Genomic DNA, 20,447 nt, shown 5'->3' on the forward strand with positions numbered 1-20,447 from the left:
TCATTCGTTCGTGGCGTTGACTGTGGTGGTGGACGTGTCGCCGGGCGATCGTGAGGTGTTGGAGTCGTGGCTGCGTTCGCCGTCGCTGCGGGCGGGGCTGGCGCAGCGTGCGCGGATCGTGTTGCTGGCGGCAGACGGCGTGGCGGTGAAGGACATCGTGGAGCGGGTCGGGGCCTCCAAGCCGACGGTGATCGGCTGGAAGAAGCGGTATCTGGCGGAAGGTCTCGGCGGGGCTCGACGATCGACCGAAACCGGGGCGGCACAAGCAGATCGATGACGTCGAGGTCGTGCTCGCGACGCTGGAGCCGCCACCGGAACGGCTCGGGGTGACGCACTGGTCGTCGCGGCTGCTGGCCGTCGAACTGGGGTTGTCGCACGTGACCGTGGCGAAGGTGTGGAAACAGTGGGGCCTGCAGCCATGGCGGGTCGAGACGTTCAAGTTCTCCACTGATCCCGAACTCCAGGCCAAGGTCCGCGACGTCGTGGGTCTGTATCTGAACCCGCCGGAGAACGCGATCGTGTTGTCAGTGGACGAAAAGTCCCAGATCCAGGCGCTGGACCGGACCGCGCCGATCCTGCCGCTGCGACCCGGGATCCCCGAGAAACAAACCCATGACTACGTCCGGCACGGCACCACCACGCTGTTCGCCGCGCTCGAGGTCGCCACCGGCAAGGTCGTCGATGCCTGCTACCCGCGGCACCGCAACACCGAGTTCCTCAAGTTCTTGAAGCAGGTCGCCAAGGCCTACCCCCGCCGCCGGCTGCACATCGTGTGCGACAACTACCGCACCCACAAACACGCCAACGTGCAGGCCTGGCTGGCCAAGAACCCGCGGATCACCCTGCACTTCACCCCGACGTCCGGCTCCTGGCTGAACATGGTCGAGATCTTCTTCGGGATCATCACCCGCCAAGCCATCCGCCGCGGCAGCTTCAACAGCGTCAAAGAACTCACCACAGCGATCCGCCGATTCATCGACGGCTGGAACGACCGCTGCCAACCCTTCACCTGGACCAAGACCGCCGACGACATCCTCGACCACACCACCCCAGGTCAAAGAACATCCTTTACGCGACACTAGACAAACCACATCGTCGCTGGTCAGGAGCACCTTTCAGTTCAACGACACATCCTCACAGCCAACTGGCATGAAAGCGCCGGGCTAGGCCGGCCCTCCAGGCCGAAAGCTTGTCTTGAGTTCGTGTCGCATTCTGGTTTGCGCTGCTGGCTACACAGAGTGGCGTGATGGGTCCGAGGACCGGGGCGCGGGCCCGGCTGATTGGGGACGGCAGATCTGCAGCCGGTGCCGTGGCATATTTGCAGCCAACTGTCCGGCAGATTTGCAAGTCGCCTAGCGGCAAATTTGCAGTCTGGGGCATACTCGTGGGGTGAGTGATGGATCGGGATCCCGGGCTGAGGCGGCGTCACCGTTGGGGCGAGTGTTGCCGCGGCATGCGCGTGGGCTGGTCGATGAGGCGATGGCTGATACCCGGGTTGTGCTGGTGAATGGTGCAAGGCAGAGCGGCAAGAGCACGCTGGTGCGTCTGGTCGGGGCCGCGGTGGACGCGGAGTGGTACACATTCGACGACGCCGACGTTCGTGAGGCGGCTCGTGAGGATCCTAGGGAGTTCGTCGCTGGGGCGAAGCCGATGATCATCGATGAGATCCAGCGGCTCCCGGAGTTGCTGCTTTCGATCAAGGCGCGGGTTGACGGGCGGCCGGTGCCTGGTCAGTTTCTGCTGACGGGGTCGGCGCGGGTCTTGGGTCTGCGGACGTTGCCGGATGCGCTTCCGGGGCGGATGGAGACGATCGAGTTGTGGCCGTTCGCGCAAGGTGAGATCGACGGACGACCCGATCGTTTCATCGACGCGATCTTCACTCATGGGCCTGATCTTCGGCACTCGTCGAGTCTCGAGCGTGCCGACTACGCCGACCGTGTGGTGCGTGGCGGGTTTCCTGAGGCGGTTGCGCGTGATCAGCCGCGCCGACGGCAACGGTTCTTCGACTCGTATGTCAGCAATCTCATCACGCGTGATGTCAGCCAGGTCGGTGAGATCGAGAAGGTCGGCGAGATGGAGAAGCTGGTCCGGTTGATCGCTGCACGCTCTGGCGGGCAGTTGGTGATCAATGAGCTGGCGGGCAAGGCGGGTCTGGCGAATCATACGGTCGCGCGGTACGTGAGCCTGCTGCAGGAGATCTTCTTGATCAAGCAGATCCCGGCCTGGTCGCGCAACCTCAGCACCCGAGTCACCGGAACGCCGAAGGTCGCCATGACCGACTCGGGGATCGCAGCGAACCTGCTGGGAGCCGACGCGCAGTTCAAGCGACCGGGGAGCTCGTTCGGGCCGCTGCTCGAAGGCTTTGTGCTGATGGAACTCGCCAGGCAGCAGAGCTGGAACGACACGCGCGTTGACCTGTACCACTACCGCACCCGCGACCAGGTCGAGGTCGACGCCGTACTTGAGAACCGCCGCGGCGAGGTGGTGGGAATCGAGGTCAAAGCATCATCGACCCCGCGCTCGGACGACTTTCGCGGCCTCAGGCATCTCCAAGAGCGACTCGGCGACGACTTCATCGCCGGGGTGGTCCTGCACACAGGCCAACACACGCTCTCGTTCGGCCCCAAGCTGCGCGCCATGCCGATCAGCGCGCTCTGGGAACTCGAGCCTTGATCAGGGCCGAGCACAGCCGGCAGGTTCGAACTCGCGCGCCTCGGGATGGGCGCTCTCGCACTCGGGGAAGCCTTCTCGTCTTGGTGGCCGGCCACCAGGCGGCGTGGCCGATGAGCGCTTGCCTTCCGGGGCGAGGACGCCGATCGCGCCGTAGGCGGCACCGGCGAGCTCGCAGGCTGCGGTGACCAGGCCGTGGAGGATGCTGTTCAGGTCGAGTCCGCACCGATCCCGACGACCGCGTTCAGGAGCGACCGGAGGCGGTCGTACTGTCGGTGACTCTCGGTACGCTGGCGTTGGCCGGTTCGGGAGGAGGTCCTGTGGACGGAGAGTTCACGCCGTTCAGTTATCTGACGGCGCCCAACGAGCGTCTGTACCGGGCCGTCATGGACGCGTTCGTGCAGGCCAAGCGGCGGTTCGTCGTCCATCTGCGGCCGGAGGACGTGCGTACGTCGATGCGGGACGCGGCGGAGCTGCCGGTGATCACCGATGCGCTCGGGCGGCTGGTGGAGTGGGGCAATCTGCGCGCGGACCCGGACACCAGCCGCGTGACATCGGTCGAGGACTTCCACCGATCGCGTTTCCTGTACCAGCTGACCGTGCGCGGCGAGGCGGTCGAGCAGGCAGTCGCGGCGTACGACGAGGCGCTCGGTCGGCGTGGTGCGCTGCAGGCGGTCGCTCTGACGGACATCGCGACGCAGCTCCGCGCGCTGGCCGGGCTGTTGCAGGCCGCCGAACCCGATGCGGCGAAGGTGCATCTGCTGCTCAGAGGATTGGTCGACCGGTTCACCGATCTGGCCGGCAACGCCCAGGCCTTCATGAGTTCGCTGCAGCGCACGATTGATCTGCACGATGCGGATGCCGACGTGTTCCGTGCGTACAAGGACCGGCTGATCGACTATCTGGAACGGTTCATCAAGGATCTCGTGAGTACCGGCGCCGAGATCGCCGCACTCGTCGGCGAGCTGGAACGCCGCGACGTCGGTACCTTGCTGGACGTCGCGGCCTGGCGGGAGGCCGAGGATGCCGCGCCCGGCGCGTCCGAGGAGAGCGACCCGCGCCGCGAGGAGTTCGAGCGCGGGCGGCGGTTGTGGCAGGAGCGGTGGCTCGGGTTCCGGGCGTGGTTCGTCAGCGAGCCGCATCATCCGAGCCAGGCGAAGCTGCTGCGTGCGCAGGCTCGGGCCGCGATTCCCCAGTTGCTCCAGGTCGTCGCGGTACTGAACGAGCGCCGCTCGGGCCGGTCCGATCGGTCGGCGGACTTCCGCGCCCTGGCGCAGTGGTTCGCCGAGGCGCCGAGCGAGGACGACCTGCATCGGCTGTGGCAGGCGTCGTTCGGCCTGAGCGGAGCGCGTCACCTCTCGACGAGTGACGGTACGGCGGACGCGGTACCGGCGCAGACGCCGTGGGCCGATGCGCCGCCGCTGGTGATCAGCCCGCGGCTCCGCCGGACCGGGAGTTACGAGCGGCGTGGTAAGCCGAGCCGGGTGGTCGATCGGTCCGAGCAGCGTGCCTACCTCGCCGATTTGGCGCGCCGCGAGTCCGCCGGGGCCCAGGCCGCGCGGGAAGTGCTGGCGACGTCGCATCCGACGCGCCTGTCGGATCTCGGCGAGCTCGATCCGGTGGCGTTCCGAGCCTTCCTCGGATTGCTCGGTGACGCGCTGGCGGCCCGGGTGCCCGGTCGGCGGGTGGTCGAGACGACGACGTCCGACGGCACGATGGCGATCCGCCTTACCGCGCTCGAAGACGGCCGGTCTGCGGAGGTCCGGACGCCGGACGGCACCTTCCGTGGCCCGGACCATCTCGTCGAGATCGTGGATCTGCTGGCGGCCGACGTCGTGGAGCGGAGCGCATGAGCGGATTGACGGAGGCGCTGGCCGCGTCACGCGCGGACGAGTCCCGCCGGGCGGCCCGGGCTTTGCTGCGCCGCCCGCTGCTGCGGCAGACCGACGACGACTTCGTTCTGGTACGGCGGCACGCGCCCGCGCTCCGTGAGTGGTTCGAGCGCAACACTGGCTGGCACCTGCTCGTCGACAGCGAGATGGCGCGGCTGGCGAAGACTGTCGCCGGCGCGGGCGACGCGACTCGTCCGGCCCGGGACGTGAAGTCGAAGCAGGCCTTCGGGCGTCGACGGTACGTGCTGGTCTGCCTGGCCCTGGCAGCTCTGAGTCGCGCCGAGGCACAGATCACCCTAGGCAGGCTGGCCGAGCAGGTGGTGCTCGGGGCAGCGGATCCGCGGCTGTCGGCCGCCGGTGTCGGCTTCGAGCTCGAGGGACGAGACGAGCGGGCCGATATGGTGGCCGTGGTCCGGCTTTTGATGGACATCGGCGTCCTCGGGCGCGTGGCCGGTGACGAGGACTCCTTCGTCAAGGACACCGGCGACGTGCTGTACGACGTACGGCGTCGAGTGCTCGGCGCGCTGCTCACCGCACCGCGCGGACCGTCCACCATCGAGGCGACGGACTTCGGCGAGCGGCTGGCGGCCCTGACCCGGGAGCTACCGCCGACCACGGACGACCTGCGGAACCAGCGGATCCGCCATCACCTGACCCGTCGCCTGCTCGAGGACCCGGTGCTGTACTACGCGGAGCTCGACGAGGTGGAGCGCACCTACCTCACCGGTCAGCGCGCGGCGATCACCGCCCGGATCACCGAGCTGACCGGTCTGGTGGCCGAGGTACGGGCCGAAGGCATCGCGATGGTCGATCCGTACGACGATCTGACCGACGTACGGATGCCGGAGAGCGGAACCGAGGGGCATGCGACGCTGCTCGTGGCGGAACACCTCGCCGGAGCTGCAGACCGAGAGGTGCCCGTGGAGGAGATCCACGAGCTGCTGCGCCGGAAGGCTGTCGAGCACAAGAACTACTGGAGGCGCGATGTCGCCGATCCAGGGGCCGAACGCGCGCTCGCGGCGACGGCGCTGACCCGGCTGCTCGCGCTGCGGCTGATCTCGCGCACCGGCAACGTCGTCGTCGCGCGGCCCGCCCTCTCGCGGTACCGGGTGGCGGAACCGACGATTCAGGAAACGGCATGATCCGCGAGCTCCCGCTGCCCAGGATCGAGCGCTGGCAGCCGCTGCGGGCCGGTCTCGTCGATCTCTTCTACTACGACCAGGAGGAGTTCTGGTTCCGCGGCGGTCGGCTGCTGTTGCGGGGCAACAACGGCACCGGGAAGTCGAAGGTGCTCGCGCTGACCCTTCCGTTCTTGCTCGACGGCGATCTGTCCGCGCACCGGGTCGAGCCGGATGCCGATCCGAGGAAACGCATGGAGTGGAACCTGCTGCTCGGCGGGGACCACCCGCATCCCGAGCGCCTTGGCTACGCCTGGCTGGAATTCGGTCGTCTCGACGATGACGGCACGGCGCACTTCCGGACGATCGGCTGTGGTCTGAAGGCGGTGGCCGGTCGGGGAATCGCGCGGCACTGGTTCTTCGTCACCAGCCGGCGGGTCGGCGCGGATCTGTCCTTGGTCGATGCGACCGGGACCGCGCTGACCCGGGATCGCCTCGACGACGTGCTCGGCGACTGCGGGACGGTGTACGACCGGGCGCGCGATTACCGGCGGGCAGTCGACGACAGTCTGTTCGGCCTGGGCGAGCAGCGGTACGGCGTACTCGTCGACTTGCTGATTCAGCTCCGGCAACCACAACTGTCGAAACGGCCCAGCGAGAAGGCACTGTCGGCAGCGCTGACCGAGTCGTTGCCGCCGCTGGACCAGGCAGTGATCGCGGACGTCGCTGAGGCGTTCCGCAGTCTCGAGGAGGACCGCTCCGCGCTCGATGCGATGACCGAGGCACGAGATGCGGCGACGTCGTTCCTGGATCACTATCGTCGCTACGCGCGGATCGCGTCACGGCGCCGTGCCAGGCTCCCGAGGGAGGCGCACAGCACCTTCGAACGAGTCAGCAAGGAGCTCAGCGACGCGCAGTACGCGGTGTCCGCCACGGAGACCCGGTTGACCGACGCGAAAGGCAGGTTGGCAGCCGCCGAAGCGGAGCGGGTTCGCCTGCAGGCCAGGGATGCTGCCCTGCGGACGAGTCCGGAGATGCGCAGTGCCGGCGAGCTGGAGCGGGCGGCCGAGGACGCGCGCCGGTCGCGGGTCGAGTCGGAGCGGCTGACCAGCGAGCGCGGCGACGCCGAGGCTAAGGTCGAGGAACAGCAACGGCGGCTCGCAGCAGCCGAGACACGGCGGACTGCCCAGGACGATGCCCTGGGAGCAATTCGGGCGCAGGCGGTCGACGCCGCGGCCGCAGCGCGGGTCGCGGCCGATCACGCCGAGCGCATCGATCGGGCGTTGGACGCGCCGGAGCACCCGCGGTCGCCGGCTCTGCCTGGTGGCGATCCTGCCCAGCTCCGTGTGCTGGGCGAGCAGATCGTGCGTCGCCAACAGCGAACACTCGACCACGTGAACGGCCTGCTCCGCGCGGCTGACGCTGCCGATCACGGCGTGGCCGCCGTACGGCGGGAGTTGGCCGAGCTCGATTCCGAAGCCGCAGGTCTCGCGGAACGGCGTCACGCTGCGGTGGACGCTGTGACCGAGGCCGGGACCGGGCTGGTGTCGGAGATTCGCGGACATCTGGAACGCGCGACCGAGCTTCGCGTGGCGGATCCGGCGGCTCTGCTGGCTGAACTCGACCTGTGGGTGGAGACACTCGACGGCCCGAACCCGGCGGCCACCGCGGTCGTCACCGCAAGCCAGTCGCTCGCGGCCGAGCTCGCGACCGAAGCCGCCGACGTCTCCGCGCGCCAACGATCCGAACGGAGCCGGCACCAGGAGCTGACCGGTGAAATCGCCCGGTTGGAGCGGGGAGAGGACACGGTCCCACCAGCGCCGTACACAAGGGACCCCTCGGCGCGGGAAGGTCGGCCCGGCGGACCGCTGTGGCGCCTTGTCGACTTCGCGGAGGGGCTCGACCACGCGGACCGCGCGGGGATCGAGGCCGCGCTCGAGGCCGCCGGAATTCTCGACGCCTGGGTGACACCCGAGGGTGACTTGCGGGCGGCGGACACCGGCGACGTTCTGCTACGCGCCGGCGATGCTACGCCGGGGCACCTCGGCGCTGTTCTGCGGGCCGTGACGGATCCCGACGATCCGCAGCTGAACGCCGTGTCCGCCGAACTGGTCGACGTCCTGCTGTCCTCCATCGGATACGGCGAGCAGGACATGCACACCTGGGTTGCCGCGGATGGGCGGTTCCGTCTCGGCGTGCTGGCCGGGCGATGGCACAAGCCTGCCGCGAGCCTGATCGGTCGTACGGCGCGCGATGCGGCGCGCCGCATCCGGCTCGCTGAGCTGCGCGAGCAGGCCGCGGCTGTCGAGACCCAGCTCGCCGACCTCGAGCTGACTCGGCAACGCCTTGACGAACGGAAGGCTGCGCTCGCGCACGAGGTCGCGACTGTGCCGTCCGACGCTACGCTGCGCAAGGCCCATAGCGTCGTACTCGGGCTCGTCGCCGAGCAGGAAGGGCTGACCGCCCGCCGGGAAGTTGCTGAAGGCAAGGAAACCGCCGCCGTCGAAGCAGCCGAGCTGGCGCGGTCCACGCTGGAAACGGCAGCACGGGACGTGGGACTCCCGACCGATCCGGACGCGCTGTCGAGCGTTGGGAACGCGTTGGGCACTTACCGCATCGCCCTGGTCGAGCTCTGGCCGGCACTGTCCGCAGTCGCCGATGCGGCGCGGCAGGTGGCCGAGGCTGCGAGTGATCTCGCAACCGTCAAGCGCGTGTACGCCGAGCTCGTGATGCGCGCCCGTGATGCCGAGCAGGCTGCGACGGCGGATGCGGAGCGGCATCGGACCTTGCAGGACACCGTCGGCGCCGCGGTGGCCGAGCTGCAGGCTCAGCTCGCCGAGACCGCCGGGCTGTTGCGGGACAATCAGTCCGAGCAGGAGACTGCGCGAGCTGCGATGGACGAGGCGATCGAGGCACGCGGCCAGGCCAACGGCCGGCTCCAGACGCTGACCGGGCAACTCGACGAGGCCGCGGATCGGCGGGCCGGGGCAGCCGAGTTGTTCCGGCGGTTCGCCGGGACCGGGTTGCTGGCCGTCGCATTGCCCACACTCGAGATCCCATCTGCCGGTACGTCGTGGGCGCCGGTCCCCGCCATGCGGCTGGCCCGTCGGGTGAACGACGAGCTGAGTACCGTGGATGACGCGGACGCGGTCTGGGATCGCGCCCAGCATCGGCTCAACACCGAGCTGAAGACGCTGCAGGACACGCTGTCGCGACATGGGAACCGCGCGTCGGCGGATCTGCAGGAGGACGGGATCGTCATCGAGATCGAGTTCCTGGGACGCCCGGCGACAGTCACGCAGCTGGTCGAAGCGCTGGCGACGGACGTGGCCGACCGTGAACGGTTGCTGAGCGAACGTGAGCGAGAGGTTCTCGAGAACCACCTCGTCACCGAGGTGGCCAGCACGCTGCAGGAGCTGATCGCCGCCGCCGAGGCGCAGGTCGCGGCGATGAACGCGGAACTGGAACACCGCCCGACCAGCACCGGGATGCGACTCCGCTTGCTGTGGCAGCCTCGTCCCGATGGTCCGGCCGGCCTGGCCGCGGCCCGGGAACGGCTGCTGCGCCAGACCTCCGACGCCTGGGCGCCCGAGGACCGTGCCGCCGTCGGTGACTTCCTGCAGGCACGCATCGCGGAGGTCCGCGCCCAGGACACGACCGGGACCTGGCTGGAGCATCTGACGGCGGCGATGGACTATCGCACCTGGAACCAGTTCGTGATCCAGCGCTATCAGAACGGGCAGTGGAAGTCGGCCACCGGCCCGGCGTCCGGTGGTGAACGGGTTCTCGCGGCGAGCGTTCCACTGTTCGCGGCGGCGTCCTCGCACTACAGCTCGGCGGGCAACCCGTATGCTCCGCGGCTCATCACCCTCGACGAGGCGTTCGCGGGTGTGGACGACAACGCGCGAGCGAAGTACCTGGGTCTGCTCGCGGCGTTCGACATGGATGTGGTGATGACCAGCGAGCGCGAGTGGGGTTGCTACCCGGAGGTGCCGGGTCTCGCGATCTCACAGCTGGCGCGTGCGGACGGCGTACCGGCCGTCCTGGTGACCAACTGGGAATGGGACGGGCGGCGGCGGACCCGAGTTGATCGCGATGTCCACGAGACTCCGCAGGACGGGTTGTGGGCGTGATCGACGAAGCCAGGCTGCGGCGGCTGCTCGGCTCCGACGACCTTGCCTGGCTGGTACTCCGGGTGCGTCAGCGGATGGAGCGCGGTCAGCCGCTGGACACCAGCGTGACGCTACCTGACGCAACTGGTTCTCAGCGCTCGGCTGTACAGCGACTGCTCGGGCGGCGCCCGGTACCGGGCCGCGCGCTCACTGTGTCGCTGCCCGCGCTCGACCGGTTGCTGCGCGACTCCGGTGCCAGCCCGGCCGGTCTCGAGGCCGCCGTCATCGCCTTGACCGGCGAGGTGATCGACCGTGAGCTGGTGGCGGCCGAGCAGGTCCAAGCATGGCGGCTCGCGTTCGCCGCCCTGCGCGAGACGGTCGAGGGACGCCCCGAGCTCGCCGACTGGCTCATCGAACTCGAGCGAGGTGGCCTCGTCCGGCGATTGATGGGGACGCCAACGGCAGCCCGGCCGGCACTGGGTGAGCTGGCAGCGGTCGTCCGGGAGTTGCCTACCGGGGGCGAGCTGCTCGGCAGGTTCGCCGCGCGGGTGATCGGACGTGCGCACGCGCTCGACGACCGGCAGCCGCTGGCGACCTTGGCGCTCAACGCCGCCCGAGCCCTGTCCGGCATCGCCCCAGGGAGCGGCGCCGAGTGGAGACGAGAAGCCTGGGCGTCAGTCGGCATTCTCCGCGACGAGCTCTCGGCCACCGTGCTCACACTGGGGCTTCCAGGCAATTCCGCGTCCGCGACGGGACGCGCACTCGGCGCGCTGCGCGAGGACGGTCAGCCCGCCGTACTGACGTTGCGTCAGGTGGTGCGCGACGAGATCCGGGCGCAGGCGCCGTACGTCTTCGTCTGCGAGAACCCGATCGTCGTCTCGAGTGCCGCGGACCGGCTCGGTGCGGAGAGCGCGCCGCTGGTGTGCAGCAACGGGCAACCGAGCGCCGCCGTCATGCACCTGCTGCGCCGGCTGGCCGCCGACGGGGCGCAGCTGGTCTACCACGGCGATTTCGACTGGGGCGGAATCCGGATCGCCAACGTCATCTTCGATCGCGTACCCGCGCATCCGTGGAGGTTCGGCGCCGCGGACTACGCGTCCGTGGCCGGGAGCGTTCCACCGCGCGGCCACCCGCTGCGCGGCGCCTCCGTCACCGCGACCTGGGACCCGCAACTCACGCAAACGATGCTCACCAGCGGCCGGGCCGTCGAAGAGGAACACGTCCTGGACCCCCTGCTCTCCGACCTGGCCCACTGACCCTCGATCCATGCTCCCGACTTCTTCGGCATCGTGGTCACGTATGCCCTTCCCGCAGCGTGTTGTGCGTATTGCCGACAGAGACAGATCCCCGGGACACGGGTTTGCTAGGCGGCCCGGATTGGTACAGATCCGCTCATCCGGGTGCAGTCTGGGATGAAATGCCCGCGCCGGATCGCGATCGGCCGGCCGCGCTGACTCGATGAGATCGGCTACTTCCGGGCGCGGGGCTTGCCTCGCGTGGGAGCTGGGCCGGTGGAGTTGCGGATGATCACGTGGGTGCCGATCACGGTGTGCTGGTTCATGGCGTGCCGGTCGCGGTTGAGGGCGTAGCGTACGGCGGTTCGGCCGAGCTCCTCGTGGTCGACGTGGACTGTGGTGAGTTCCGGTGTGAGGTCTCTGGCCAGTGGGATGTCGTCGTACCCGACGACCGAGACGTCTTCGGGTACCCGGAGGCCGGCTTCTCGCAGCGCGACCAGTACACCGCTCGCGACGACGTCGGTCGCGGCGAAGACGGCGGTGAATTTCTGGCCGCGCGTCAGTAGTTCGCGGGTGGCCTGGTAGCCGGACCCGCGGTCGAAGGTGATCGCGCGGGTTTGCTGCGGTGTCACCGGGAGGCGATGTGCCTCGTGAGCGCGCTCGAACCCGCGGAGACGTTGGTCGACGGTGCTGTGACCCGGTTCGCCGGCACCCAGGAAGGCGATGTCACGATGACCGAGAGAGAGGAGGTAGCTGGTGATGGCGTAGGCACCACCTTCGTTGTCGTACTCGACCACGGTCGCGGGAACGTCCGGGCCCAGCGGCGGGCGGCCGCAGAGGACCAAGCGGGAGCCGGACTTGTCAAGCGCCCAGGCGGCCTGGGTCATCCGCTCGACGTAGCTTGGGCTGTTGCTGCCGCCGCCGACCAGGACCACCGCCTCGGCCTGTTGCTCGCGCATGAGCTCGATGAGTTCCAGCTCACGTTCGGCATCGCCGTGGGTGGTGCAGACCAGGCACAGCCGGCCCTCAGCGGTGGCCTCCTGCTCGACGCCTTGACCGACATACGCGAACGCGGGCCCGACCAGGTCATGGACGATGAAGGCCACGGTCTTGGTGCCGCCGCCTCCCAGGGCTCGGGCCTGGGCGTTGATGACGTAGTCGAGTTGGCGGACGGCCTTCATCACCCGTGCCCGGGTCGCCGCGGACACGGGATAGTTGCCCGCGAGCACCCGGGACACCGTGGTGGCGGAGACGCCCGACGAGGCGGCGACGTCCTTGACGGTCGGACGGTCGCCGGAGGTCGGCTGTCGAGCCACCGCGGCCCCCTTTCGGAGAGACTGGAACGGGTCAACGATAGGTCAGGCGACCCGGTCCAGGTCGGAGGCCAGGATCCGGTGCGCGAACGGGCGGCCGTCGAGGAAGCGTTCGAGTTCGTCGATGACGCAATCGCCCATCCGTGCCAGTTCGTTGCCGTGAGAGCCGGCGATGTGCGGTGTCAGGAAGGTGTTGGGCAGTTCCCAGAGTGCGGAGCCGACGGGCAGTGGCTCGGGCTCGGTCACGTCGAGTACGGCGTACAGCCGTCCGGCCCGGAGGTGTCCGATCAGTGCATCAGTGTCGACGAGGCTGCCACGTGCGGTGTTGATCAGGGTCGCTCCGTCCCGCATCAGCGCGAGCTGTTCGGCTCCGATCAGGCGATCGGTCTGCGGGTTCGCAGGAGCATGCACGCTGACGACGTCGCAGGTGCGCAGCAACGTGTCAAGGTCGACCTGCCGTACGCCGAGTTCGGCGGCGGTGGCCGTGTCGACGTAGGGGTCGAACAGGCACACCTCGAGATCGAACGGGCGGAGCAGTTCGATGACGCGCCGGCCGATCCGCGAGGCGCCGATCACTCCGATCGTCCGGCCGTAGTTCCCCACGCCTGTCTGTACTTCGGCCAGGGTGAAGTGTCTGGTCGCGTGGTACCGGTCGCGGAGACGGAAGACGTTCTTGCCGGCGAACAGGATCGCGGCGAGTGTGTACTCGGCGACAGGTTCTGCGTTCGCGGTGGCAGCTGAGGTGATCGCGAGGCCGCGTTCCCAGCAGGCCGGAGCGAGGAGTGATTTGACCGAACCGCCGGTGTGCAGGATCGCCCGCAGTCCGGGTGCCGCGTCGAGGATTTCCGCGGTGATCGGTGGGCAGCCCCATCCGGTGATCAGGAACTCGGCCGTGGCCAGGGCGGCCCGGATGGCGTCGGTGTCGAACCGCTCGGCGACGACGGTCTGGTCGATTCGCACGAGTTGCTGCAGCCGGTGCATGGACCGTGGTGGATACAGGTCCGGCAGATGGTGTGCACCGAGGGCGAAAAGTGCCGCAGGGCGATCGGCCACGGGCTCCTCCGTTCATGAGTGAAAGGTTATTTCAGGCTGCCCAGCGTGATGCCGGACCGCCAGTACCGCTGCATGGACAGCATCAGGGCGACGATCGGGATGAGTGAGACGATCGCGCCGACGATGACGAGCCCGGTGAGGTCGACGGACTGGTCGACCTTGATGTTCAGCCAGGAGTAGAGGCCGAGCATGACGGTCCACTTCTGTTCGCCGCGCAGGAAGACGAGTGGGCCGAAGAAGGAGTTCCAGGAGCCGACGAAGCCGAGCAGGAAGATGGTCGCCGAGCCGGTGGTCATCAGCCGGGCGCCGATGGTGAAGAAGGCGCGGTACTCGCCGGCTCCGTCGACGCGGGCCGCTTCGAGGAGTTCGGGAGGGACGGCGCCTTCGGCGTACACCTTGGCCAGGTAGACCGAGAAGGCGCTGAAGAAGTGCGGCACGATGATCGCCCAGGGGGTGTCGACGATGTGCAACCGGGTGTAGAGCAGGAACGACGGGATGGTCAGCAGGGCGCCGGGGATCAGGAACGAGGCGATGATGCAGCCCATCAGAATGCCTCGGCCGCGGAACCGGTACATGGCCAGGGCGTATCCGCAGGCGACGCAGATGACGGTCATACCGACCGTCCCCACAACGCCGTAGACCAGGGTGTTCGCCATCCAGCGCAGGAAGATGCTGTCGTGGAAGGTGAACAGGTCCCGGGTGTTGCCGAGGAGGTGGAACTCGGCGAACCAGAGGCCGTTGGTGGTATAGAGGTCCCGCTGGTTCTTGGTCGCGGAGACGATGAGGAACCAGACTGGTGCGATCGAGTAGATGAGGAAGAGGACGAGGCCTGTCCAGACCAGGGTTCTGGACAGCTTGGACGGGTGATGGCCGGCCGGCAGGTCGTCGTCGTACCGGCGTCTGCGGGCAGTGGCTGTGGTCATGCGGGGGCCTTGTTCGTGAGTTTGTAGAAGACCGCCGAGATCAGACCGACCACGAGCGCGAGGACGATGGACAGCGCGGCGGCGTAGTTGAAGTCGCCGACGGCGAAGGCCTGGTTGTAGATGGTCATGATCGGGGTGAAGTCCTTGGTGACGGTCTCCGGAGTCATGGAGCGGAACAGCAGTGGTTCGCTGAAGATCTGCAGCGTCCCGATGATGCCGAGAACGCTGACCAGTACCAGGGAGCGCCGTACGTAGGGCACCTTGATCGACCAGGCGATGCGCCATTCGGATGCCCCGTCGACGCGCGCGCTGTCGAAGATGTCACGCGGCACGGCCTGCAGAGCGCCGTACACGATCAGCATGTTGAAACCGATGCTGCCCCACGCCATCAGGTTGCCGACCGACACCCAGATCAGCTCGCTGCTGTAGAAGTTCGCGTCGATCCCGAACAGCTTGAAGAACGGCGTGAGCGGACCGACGGCAGGGCTATAGAGGTAGATCCAGATCAGGGTGGCGACGATGCCGGGGCTCATGTAGGGCACGAGCATCGCGATCCGGAGTTTTCCGGCGACCCTTCGGCGAACGGAGTCGAGCAAGAGCGCCAAGGTCAAGCTGGTGGCCTGGATCAGTGGGATGACCACGATGGCGAACAGCGCGACGCGCCACAGGCTGCCCCAGAACTTCACGTCATGCAGGGCGCGATCGAAGTTCTCGAACCCGCTGAAGCTGACGGTCTTGTCGCCGAAGCCGAGGCCCGAGCTCTTGGCGGTGTAGAGGCTCTTGCTCAGCGCCATGATCACCGGGACCACTGTGAGGAGTACAAATCCGGCGAAGAACGGCACAGTGAACGACGCGCCCTTGAGCGCCACGGTACGGCGCCAGCGCCCGCCGGAGGACCGGATGTCCCCGGCCCGATCGGCAGGTGATGCGGTCGATGGCTTCGGTTTCAGATCCAGGGACATCCGCACTCCTCGAATTCTGTCGTCGGTTTCAGTTCGCGACGCTGATGCCCTTGGCCTTCAGATCGTCCACGGTGAACTTCTGCATGTTCTCGAGGAGCTGGCGGAAGGTGATCTTCTTGGTGACCGCCTGCGCCCACTGGTCCTGCAGTTCCTTGAAGACGCCGGTGTAGTTGGGCCCGACGAGCCAGTTGTCCACGCTGGACTCGGACGCCTTGTTGATGACGGCCTTGGCCTCCGAGCGGTGGCTGCCGAACAGTTTCTGCGGTACCGCGGCGTCGATCCATGGCGACGGGTCGGGCATCGCGCCCGGCCAGGCGTAGGCACCTGTCGTCTTGTCGTAGGTGGCGTCGATGCCGTCCTTGGTGGTGTTCATCCAGATGCCCACTTCACTTGCTTCCTTCGGGTGCTGGCATCCCTTCGGGACGAGCAGCGCATTGCCGTGCGCGGGAGTCGCGAACTTCGTGGCGCCGGCGAACTGCGGAAGATCGATCGGTTGCCAGTCGCCGACGGTCTTCTTGAAGTGGAGTTCGTAGTTGGTCAGCTGCCAGGTCGAGGTCGGCAACGAGACCATCTTGCCCTCGTCGAAGTACGCGATCAGGGCAGGCCGGTCCTGGTAGGTCTGGTTGGCGACCAGGTTGTTGTCGACGAGCTGCTGGAGAATGTTGGCCGAGGCAACAGACTCGGGTGACAGGAAGTCGACCTTCCAGGCGTCGTTCTGCACCGAGTACCAGCTGCCTCCGGCCTGGGTGATCAGGTTGACCAGTGTGCTCGGGTCCTCACCGGCCAGGTTCATCACTTGAACGCCGTGCGGCTTGAGCGCCTTACCGGCGGCAACCACGTCGTCCCAGGTCTTCGGCACGGGTACGCCGTGCTTGTCGTAGACAGCGCGGTTGATCATCATGAACGTCGGACCGGTGCCGGTCGGGATGCCGTAGTACTTGTCCTGGACCTGGGCGGCCTTGAGCGACGAAGGCTTGAACTTGCTCTCTGCGGGCTTCATGTAGTCGGTCACGTCGGCGAGCAGGCCCTCCGACAGCAGGGCCGGCACGTCGCCGAAGTTCTGCACCAGGCAGGGGATCCTGCTGCCGGCAGCGACGACGTTGCGCAGCCCGGTCGCGGTGGTGGGCAGGTCCGCTTGCTTCACGAGCTTGACCTTGATGTCGCTGTGAGTGGCGTTGAACTTGTCCACGACGGGTTGGACGGGGGCCCAGGCCCAGTACTCGATCTCGACCGGGCCGGACGCGGAGCTCTTGTCGGCGTCGCTGCTGCTGCACGCGACCGTGGTGGCGGCCAGGCACAGGGCGAGGCCGGTCAGCACAGCACGACGGCTGGTTCTGGGCATGACTGTATCTCCAGGGGTGGATAGGGCTTCTGGAAGAGAGCGGGCATCGTCATAGTTAACGATTTCTACGAACGTAGGAGAAGAAAACCCCTATCGTCAAGGGCTCGTACTCTTGCCGAGGGGTCTCAATGTTGCCTAGCGTAGAAACCGTTAACTATGGCCGCGTACGAATCTTGATCGGCGATCGCCGCGGGTTCCTGCTCGGCATCGAACTCCTCCTGCGAATCCTCCGCCTCAGGAAGAAGGTGCTCTCCGTGGATCCGACTCCAGGCGCCATCGGCGCCCGTGTCCGACGACTCGGTGTCCTTGCCACAGCGATGCTGCTCATCACCGGCCTTCTGGCCGTCGCGGCCAGGCCGGCCGCCGCCCAACAGTCCGGCCCGTGTGCCGTGACGTTCCTGTCCACCGTCAGCGCGCAGGGTTTCGTCCACCCCGGAGTCGGCCTGACCGAACCCGTTCTGGAGAACGCCCGCCGGCAGATCGCCGCGGGCGCCGAACCCTGGACCTCGTCGTTCCTTGCGATGCAGAAGTCGTCGGCGGCCGGAAGGGCCGTGACGTCGTCCAATCGCAGCAGCACCGATCCGGCCAAGCCCGCTTCCGACGCGTTCAACAGCCAGGGTTTCAACGGCCGGTTCATCGCCGACGGCCTGAAGTCCTACACGCAGGCTGTCCTGTACGTCCTCACTGGTGATGAGGTCTACCGCAAGAACGCGTTGGACATCATCCGTATCTGGGAGCAGATGGACCCGGCGAAGTACGAGTACTTCACCGACTTGCACATCCACACCGGCGTCCCCCTCAACCGGATGGTGTCGGCCGCCGAGCTGTTGCGCTACACCTCGTGTGCCGACGAGGCATACCCGTGGACCGACGCGGACACGCAGGCCTTCACCCACAACCTCGTCGTACCGGTCATCGAGACCTTCCAGAACGACAACAACCACTTCATGAACCAGCACAACTACCCGCTCATGGGCGCGATGGCCGGTGCGATCTTCATGGACGACACCGCCCTCTACCAGCGGTCGGTCGAATGGTTCACCGTCAACGCCAGTGCGAAGGACCAGGGTTTCAACGGCTCGGTCGCGCGGCTGTTCCGGTGGGTCGATCACGACGACAAGACCGGCAAGCCGATCAAGGACCCGCACGTCCAGCACACCGAGATGGGCCGCGACCAGGCTCATGGCGGGGGCGACCTCACGAACGCCGCGATCATTTCCCGGATGCTGCTGGCGCAAGGCACGAAGGTCGATCCGGTCGCCGGTACCGTGTCCACCGCTCCGAACGCAGTCGGCCCGTACGAGTTCCTCGGCAACCGGATTCTCGCCGCCGCCGACTACTTCTGGCGCTTCATGCTCGGCTACGACACTCCGTGGACACCGATGGCGTACGCGATCTCGCCGGACGGCACGATCCGCGACACCTACAACCATCTCGCCGACGGATACCGCGGCCGGTACGTCACCGCGAGCTTCTGGGAGATCTACTACTACTACCAGTTCACGCTCGGCGAGGACGTCAAGGCGATGGCTCCCTACTTCGCCGAGGCCTACGCCAAACGGCCCGGCCCGCTGTACTACCGCGGCGGGGTGCTGGGCAACTCGTGGGACGGCGGCGACGGCGGCGGTGACTCGTGGCTGTTCGCACCCGCCACGGCGGCCGGGGAATCGACGGCTCCGCTGGGCAGCAACCCCAATCTCTACGAGATCGAGGACCGATACACGCAGCTGGCCGGGGACGTCAAGGCCGGGGACGGCTACGTGCGCATGGCTCCCGGTTCGAAGATCGCCTATCTCAACGGCGCGACCGCCCGCCCAAAGCTGGGCTTCCTCGGCCGCACCAATGGTGACGCCGTCATGCATCTGCACACCGCCAGGAACGGCCGCACCCTGAAACGCGACTATCCCGTGCTCCTGCCGAACACCGGCGGCAGGTGGCGCTACGTCACGACCGACGGACCCATGGACGACATCTTGTTCATCGGGATCGAGGGCGCGACCGTCGACCTCGACCGCATCAACATCAACGCCGCGGCCGAGCTCACCGGGCCGGTGTTTCCCGACGCCGCAGCTGACCGGGTCGTCGGCTGGCTGGGTGCCGAGGCCAAGATCAACGTCGCTGCGACAGCCGCGAACGGAACGACCTACACCGCGACCGGGCTTCCGAACGGCGCCGCGCTCGACCCCACCACCGGCATCCTGAGCTGGAAGCCCGCCCGGCCCGGGTCTCAGACGGTCACCGTCGCCGCCGACGACGGCACCAACACGGCTGCGCGCCGCATCACCCTCACCGCGGCCGGTGACCGCACGAGCGCGTTGGAGCTCGCGAAGAAGGGGCACAACCCGCAGACGACGTACGAGTCCGCGACCAAGGATGCGTTCAGCGCCGCCGTCGACGCCGCGGACAACCTGCGCAAGAAGGGCTCCGACGCCGAGTACCTGGCCGCGTTGGCCAACCTCGTCGCGGCCGTCGGCGGGCTGCGGCCACTCTCGCCGAAGCTCGCTCTGGACGGCAGCCTCGACTACCCAGGACTGGTCGCCTCGTCCACCACCGGGGACCGCGTCGTCAACATGGTCGACGGCGATGAACAGACCGGCACGGTCTACCCCCAGGCCGTCAACCTGTCGCACACCTTCGACTTCGGGCCGGACTACCGAGTGTCCGCCACGAAGTTCGGTTTCCAGAGCAACATCTTCGCCGACAGGCTCGCCAACTCGGCCGTGTTCGGGTCCGACGACGGCGTCACCTGGACCCGGCTCACCCCAGGAGTCACGGCGTTCACCCAGGACTACAACACCCTCGACGTCGCCAAGGACCTGCAGGACAGCCAGTTCCGGTACCTGAAGATCCAGATGATCAAACAGCTGCCGGACGTCCTCTACGGGATCGTGCGCGGTGTGTTCGAGATGACCGAGTTCCACATCTACGGCGAACGGCACGAGATCGGGAACCTGGTGAAGTCGGCCTCGATCACGTCCGCTCAGGCCATCGCGGGCAAGATCATGACAGGCGACACTGTCGATGTCTCAGTCACCGCGAAGAAGCCGCTCCAGCAGGTGACGGTCACCGTCCAAGGCGTGACGGCGAAGGCGACCTCGGCGGACGGAGTCGACTGGAAGGCCTCGACCAAGCTGGACAACGTTGCTGCTGGCAACATCCAGGTCGCGGTCGACTATGTCGATGCCGATGGCAAAGCCGGCCCGACCGAGTACGGAACGACCGACGGATCGAAGCTCTACATCGCGGGCGACCCCGCACACTTCATCGACGTGGCCAAGGCGGCCACCGTCACCGCCTCTGACAAGCAATGGCCGGGGACCGGGCTGGGCGCCGACGAGGTCGGCTACCTGCTCTTCGACCGCAACCCCGGCACCTACAGCGACCTGAACAGTGGGACTGGCGCCTACTACATCCTCGACTTCGGCGCGCACACAACCGTCCAACCCGAGGAAGTGCTGTTCCTGCCGCGGGCCAGCCACCCACAGCGGGCCAACGGGACCGTCGTGCAAGGGTCGAACGACGGCCAGACCTGGACCGACCTCACCAAGCCGGTCACCGGAGCGGTAGCGAACACCTGGAGCGATCAACAGGCGTCAGGCAACAGTCACTACCGGTACCTGCGCATCTACAACGCGACGAACTGGTTCGGGAATCTGTCCGAGGTCGAGCTCTACGGAGAGATCAAGCCCGCTGGGTAGGTCGACCTTCGAGACGACCATCAGGGCGAGCGCCTACCGGGCTACGGTGGGCGCTCGCCGAGCACATCAGCTCTCCGGAAGGTGACCGGTTCTACCTCGTCGCGACCGACCTCCGCCTCTACGCCAGCC

At 67.5% G+C, this 20,447-nt stretch carries 11 protein-coding genes and 1 pseudogene; 7 read left to right on the forward strand and 5 right to left on the reverse strand.

From position 1 onward, the window contains the following. Positions 1–10: 10 nt before the first annotated feature. The 6 genes and pseudogenes from AB0E63_RS31410 (at position 11) to AB0E63_RS31435 (ending at position 11,048) form a co-directional block, all read left to right on the forward strand. Positions 11–1,082: pseudogene (locus tag AB0E63_RS31410) on the forward strand (IS630 family transposase). 397 nt (positions 1,083–1,479) lie between these two features. Then, complete coding sequence (locus tag AB0E63_RS31415; RefSeq protein WP_360374302.1) at positions 1,480–2,673, forward strand: ATP-binding protein; 1,194 nt, start codon at positions 1,480–1,482, stop codon at positions 2,671–2,673. 317 nt (positions 2,674–2,990) lie between these two features. Continuing rightward, positions 2,991–4,523 carry a TIGR02677 family protein gene (locus AB0E63_RS31420; RefSeq protein ID WP_360374304.1) on the forward strand — a complete coding sequence of 511 codons (1,533 nt, stop codon included), beginning with the start codon at positions 2,991–2,993 and terminating at the stop codon, positions 4,521–4,523. Next, positions 4,520–5,704, forward strand: coding sequence for a TIGR02678 family protein (locus AB0E63_RS31425; RefSeq protein WP_360374306.1), 1,185 nt, complete (start codon positions 4,520–4,522; stop codon positions 5,702–5,704). Before AB0E63_RS31420 ends, AB0E63_RS31425 begins: the two co-directional genes overlap by 4 nt. Then, positions 5,701–9,813, forward strand: coding sequence for a TIGR02680 family protein (locus tag AB0E63_RS31430; RefSeq protein ID WP_360374308.1), 4,113 nt, complete (start codon positions 5,701–5,703; stop codon positions 9,811–9,813). The genes AB0E63_RS31425 and AB0E63_RS31430 overlap by 4 nt, the downstream gene beginning before the upstream one ends. Further along, positions 9,810–11,048: a TIGR02679 family protein gene (locus tag AB0E63_RS31435; protein ID WP_360374310.1), complete on the forward strand. Its 1,239-nt coding sequence runs from the start codon at positions 9,810–9,812 to the stop codon at positions 11,046–11,048. Before AB0E63_RS31430 ends, AB0E63_RS31435 begins: the two co-directional genes overlap by 4 nt. Before the next feature lie 212 nt (positions 11,049–11,260). On the opposite strand, the gene AB0E63_RS31440 is transcribed toward AB0E63_RS31435, so the two are convergent. Genes AB0E63_RS31440 through AB0E63_RS31460 form a run of 5 tightly spaced genes read right to left on the reverse strand, consistent with a single transcriptional unit; the run spans position 11,261 to position 16,620 of the window. Continuing rightward, positions 11,261–12,343, reverse strand: a complete 1,083-nt coding sequence (locus AB0E63_RS31440) for a LacI family DNA-binding transcriptional regulator (protein WP_360374312.1) — start codon at positions 12,341–12,343, stop codon at positions 11,261–11,263. A 42-nt stretch (positions 12,344–12,385) separates the two neighbouring features. Next, on the reverse strand, positions 12,386–13,393 hold the full coding sequence (locus tag AB0E63_RS31445; RefSeq protein WP_360374314.1) for a hydroxyacid dehydrogenase: 1,008 nt from the start codon (positions 13,391–13,393) through the stop codon (positions 12,386–12,388). A 26-nt stretch (positions 13,394–13,419) separates the two neighbouring features. Then, positions 13,420–14,316 carry a carbohydrate ABC transporter permease gene (locus AB0E63_RS31450; protein WP_360374316.1) on the reverse strand — a complete coding sequence of 299 codons (897 nt, stop codon included), beginning with the start codon at positions 14,314–14,316 and terminating at the stop codon, positions 13,420–13,422. Further along, positions 14,313–15,278 (reverse strand): sugar ABC transporter permease, encoded by a 966-nt coding sequence (locus AB0E63_RS31455; RefSeq protein ID WP_360374318.1) that lies wholly within the window; start codon positions 15,276–15,278, stop codon positions 14,313–14,315. The genes AB0E63_RS31450 and AB0E63_RS31455 overlap by 4 nt, the downstream gene beginning before the upstream one ends. A 28-nt stretch (positions 15,279–15,306) precedes the next feature. Further along, complete coding sequence (locus AB0E63_RS31460; RefSeq protein ID WP_360374320.1) at positions 15,307–16,620, reverse strand: extracellular solute-binding protein; 1,314 nt, start codon at positions 16,618–16,620, stop codon at positions 15,307–15,309. A 254-nt stretch (positions 16,621–16,874) separates the two neighbouring features. On the opposite strand from AB0E63_RS31460, the gene AB0E63_RS31465 reads away from it, so the two are divergent. Then, on the forward strand, positions 16,875–20,318 hold the full coding sequence (locus AB0E63_RS31465) for a putative Ig domain-containing protein (RefSeq protein WP_360374322.1): 3,444 nt from the start codon (positions 16,875–16,877) through the stop codon (positions 20,316–20,318). Positions 20,319–20,447: the final 129 nt, after the last annotated feature.

This window comes from Kribbella sp. NPDC026596, from assembly GCF_040638415.1.
In the GTDB taxonomy this organism is placed as follows: Bacteria; Actinomycetota; Actinomycetes; order Propionibacteriales; family Kribbellaceae; genus Kribbella.

What these genes read in the sequence shown, in the direction of transcription:
- AB0E63_RS31415 (WP_360374302.1), top strand. Translation starts at nt 1,480, where the DNA reads ATGGCTGATACCCGGGTTGTGCTGGTGAATGGTGCAAGGCAGAGCGGC.
- AB0E63_RS31425 (WP_360374306.1), top strand. Translation starts at nt 4,520, where the DNA reads ATGAGCGGATTGACGGAGGCGCTGGCCGCGTCACGCGCGGACGAGTCC.
- AB0E63_RS31430 (WP_360374308.1), top strand. Translation starts at nt 5,701, where the DNA reads ATGATCCGCGAGCTCCCGCTGCCCAGGATCGAGCGCTGGCAGCCGCTG.
- AB0E63_RS31450 (WP_360374316.1), bottom strand. Translation starts at nt 14,316, where the DNA reads ATGACCACAGCCACTGCCCGCAGACGCCGGTACGACGACGACCTGCCG.
- AB0E63_RS31455 (WP_360374318.1), bottom strand. Translation starts at nt 15,278, where the DNA reads ATGTCCCTGGATCTGAAACCGAAGCCATCGACCGCATCACCTGCCGAT.
- AB0E63_RS31460 (WP_360374320.1), bottom strand. Translation starts at nt 16,620, where the DNA reads ATGCCCAGAACCAGCCGTCGTGCTGTGCTGACCGGCCTCGCCCTGTGC.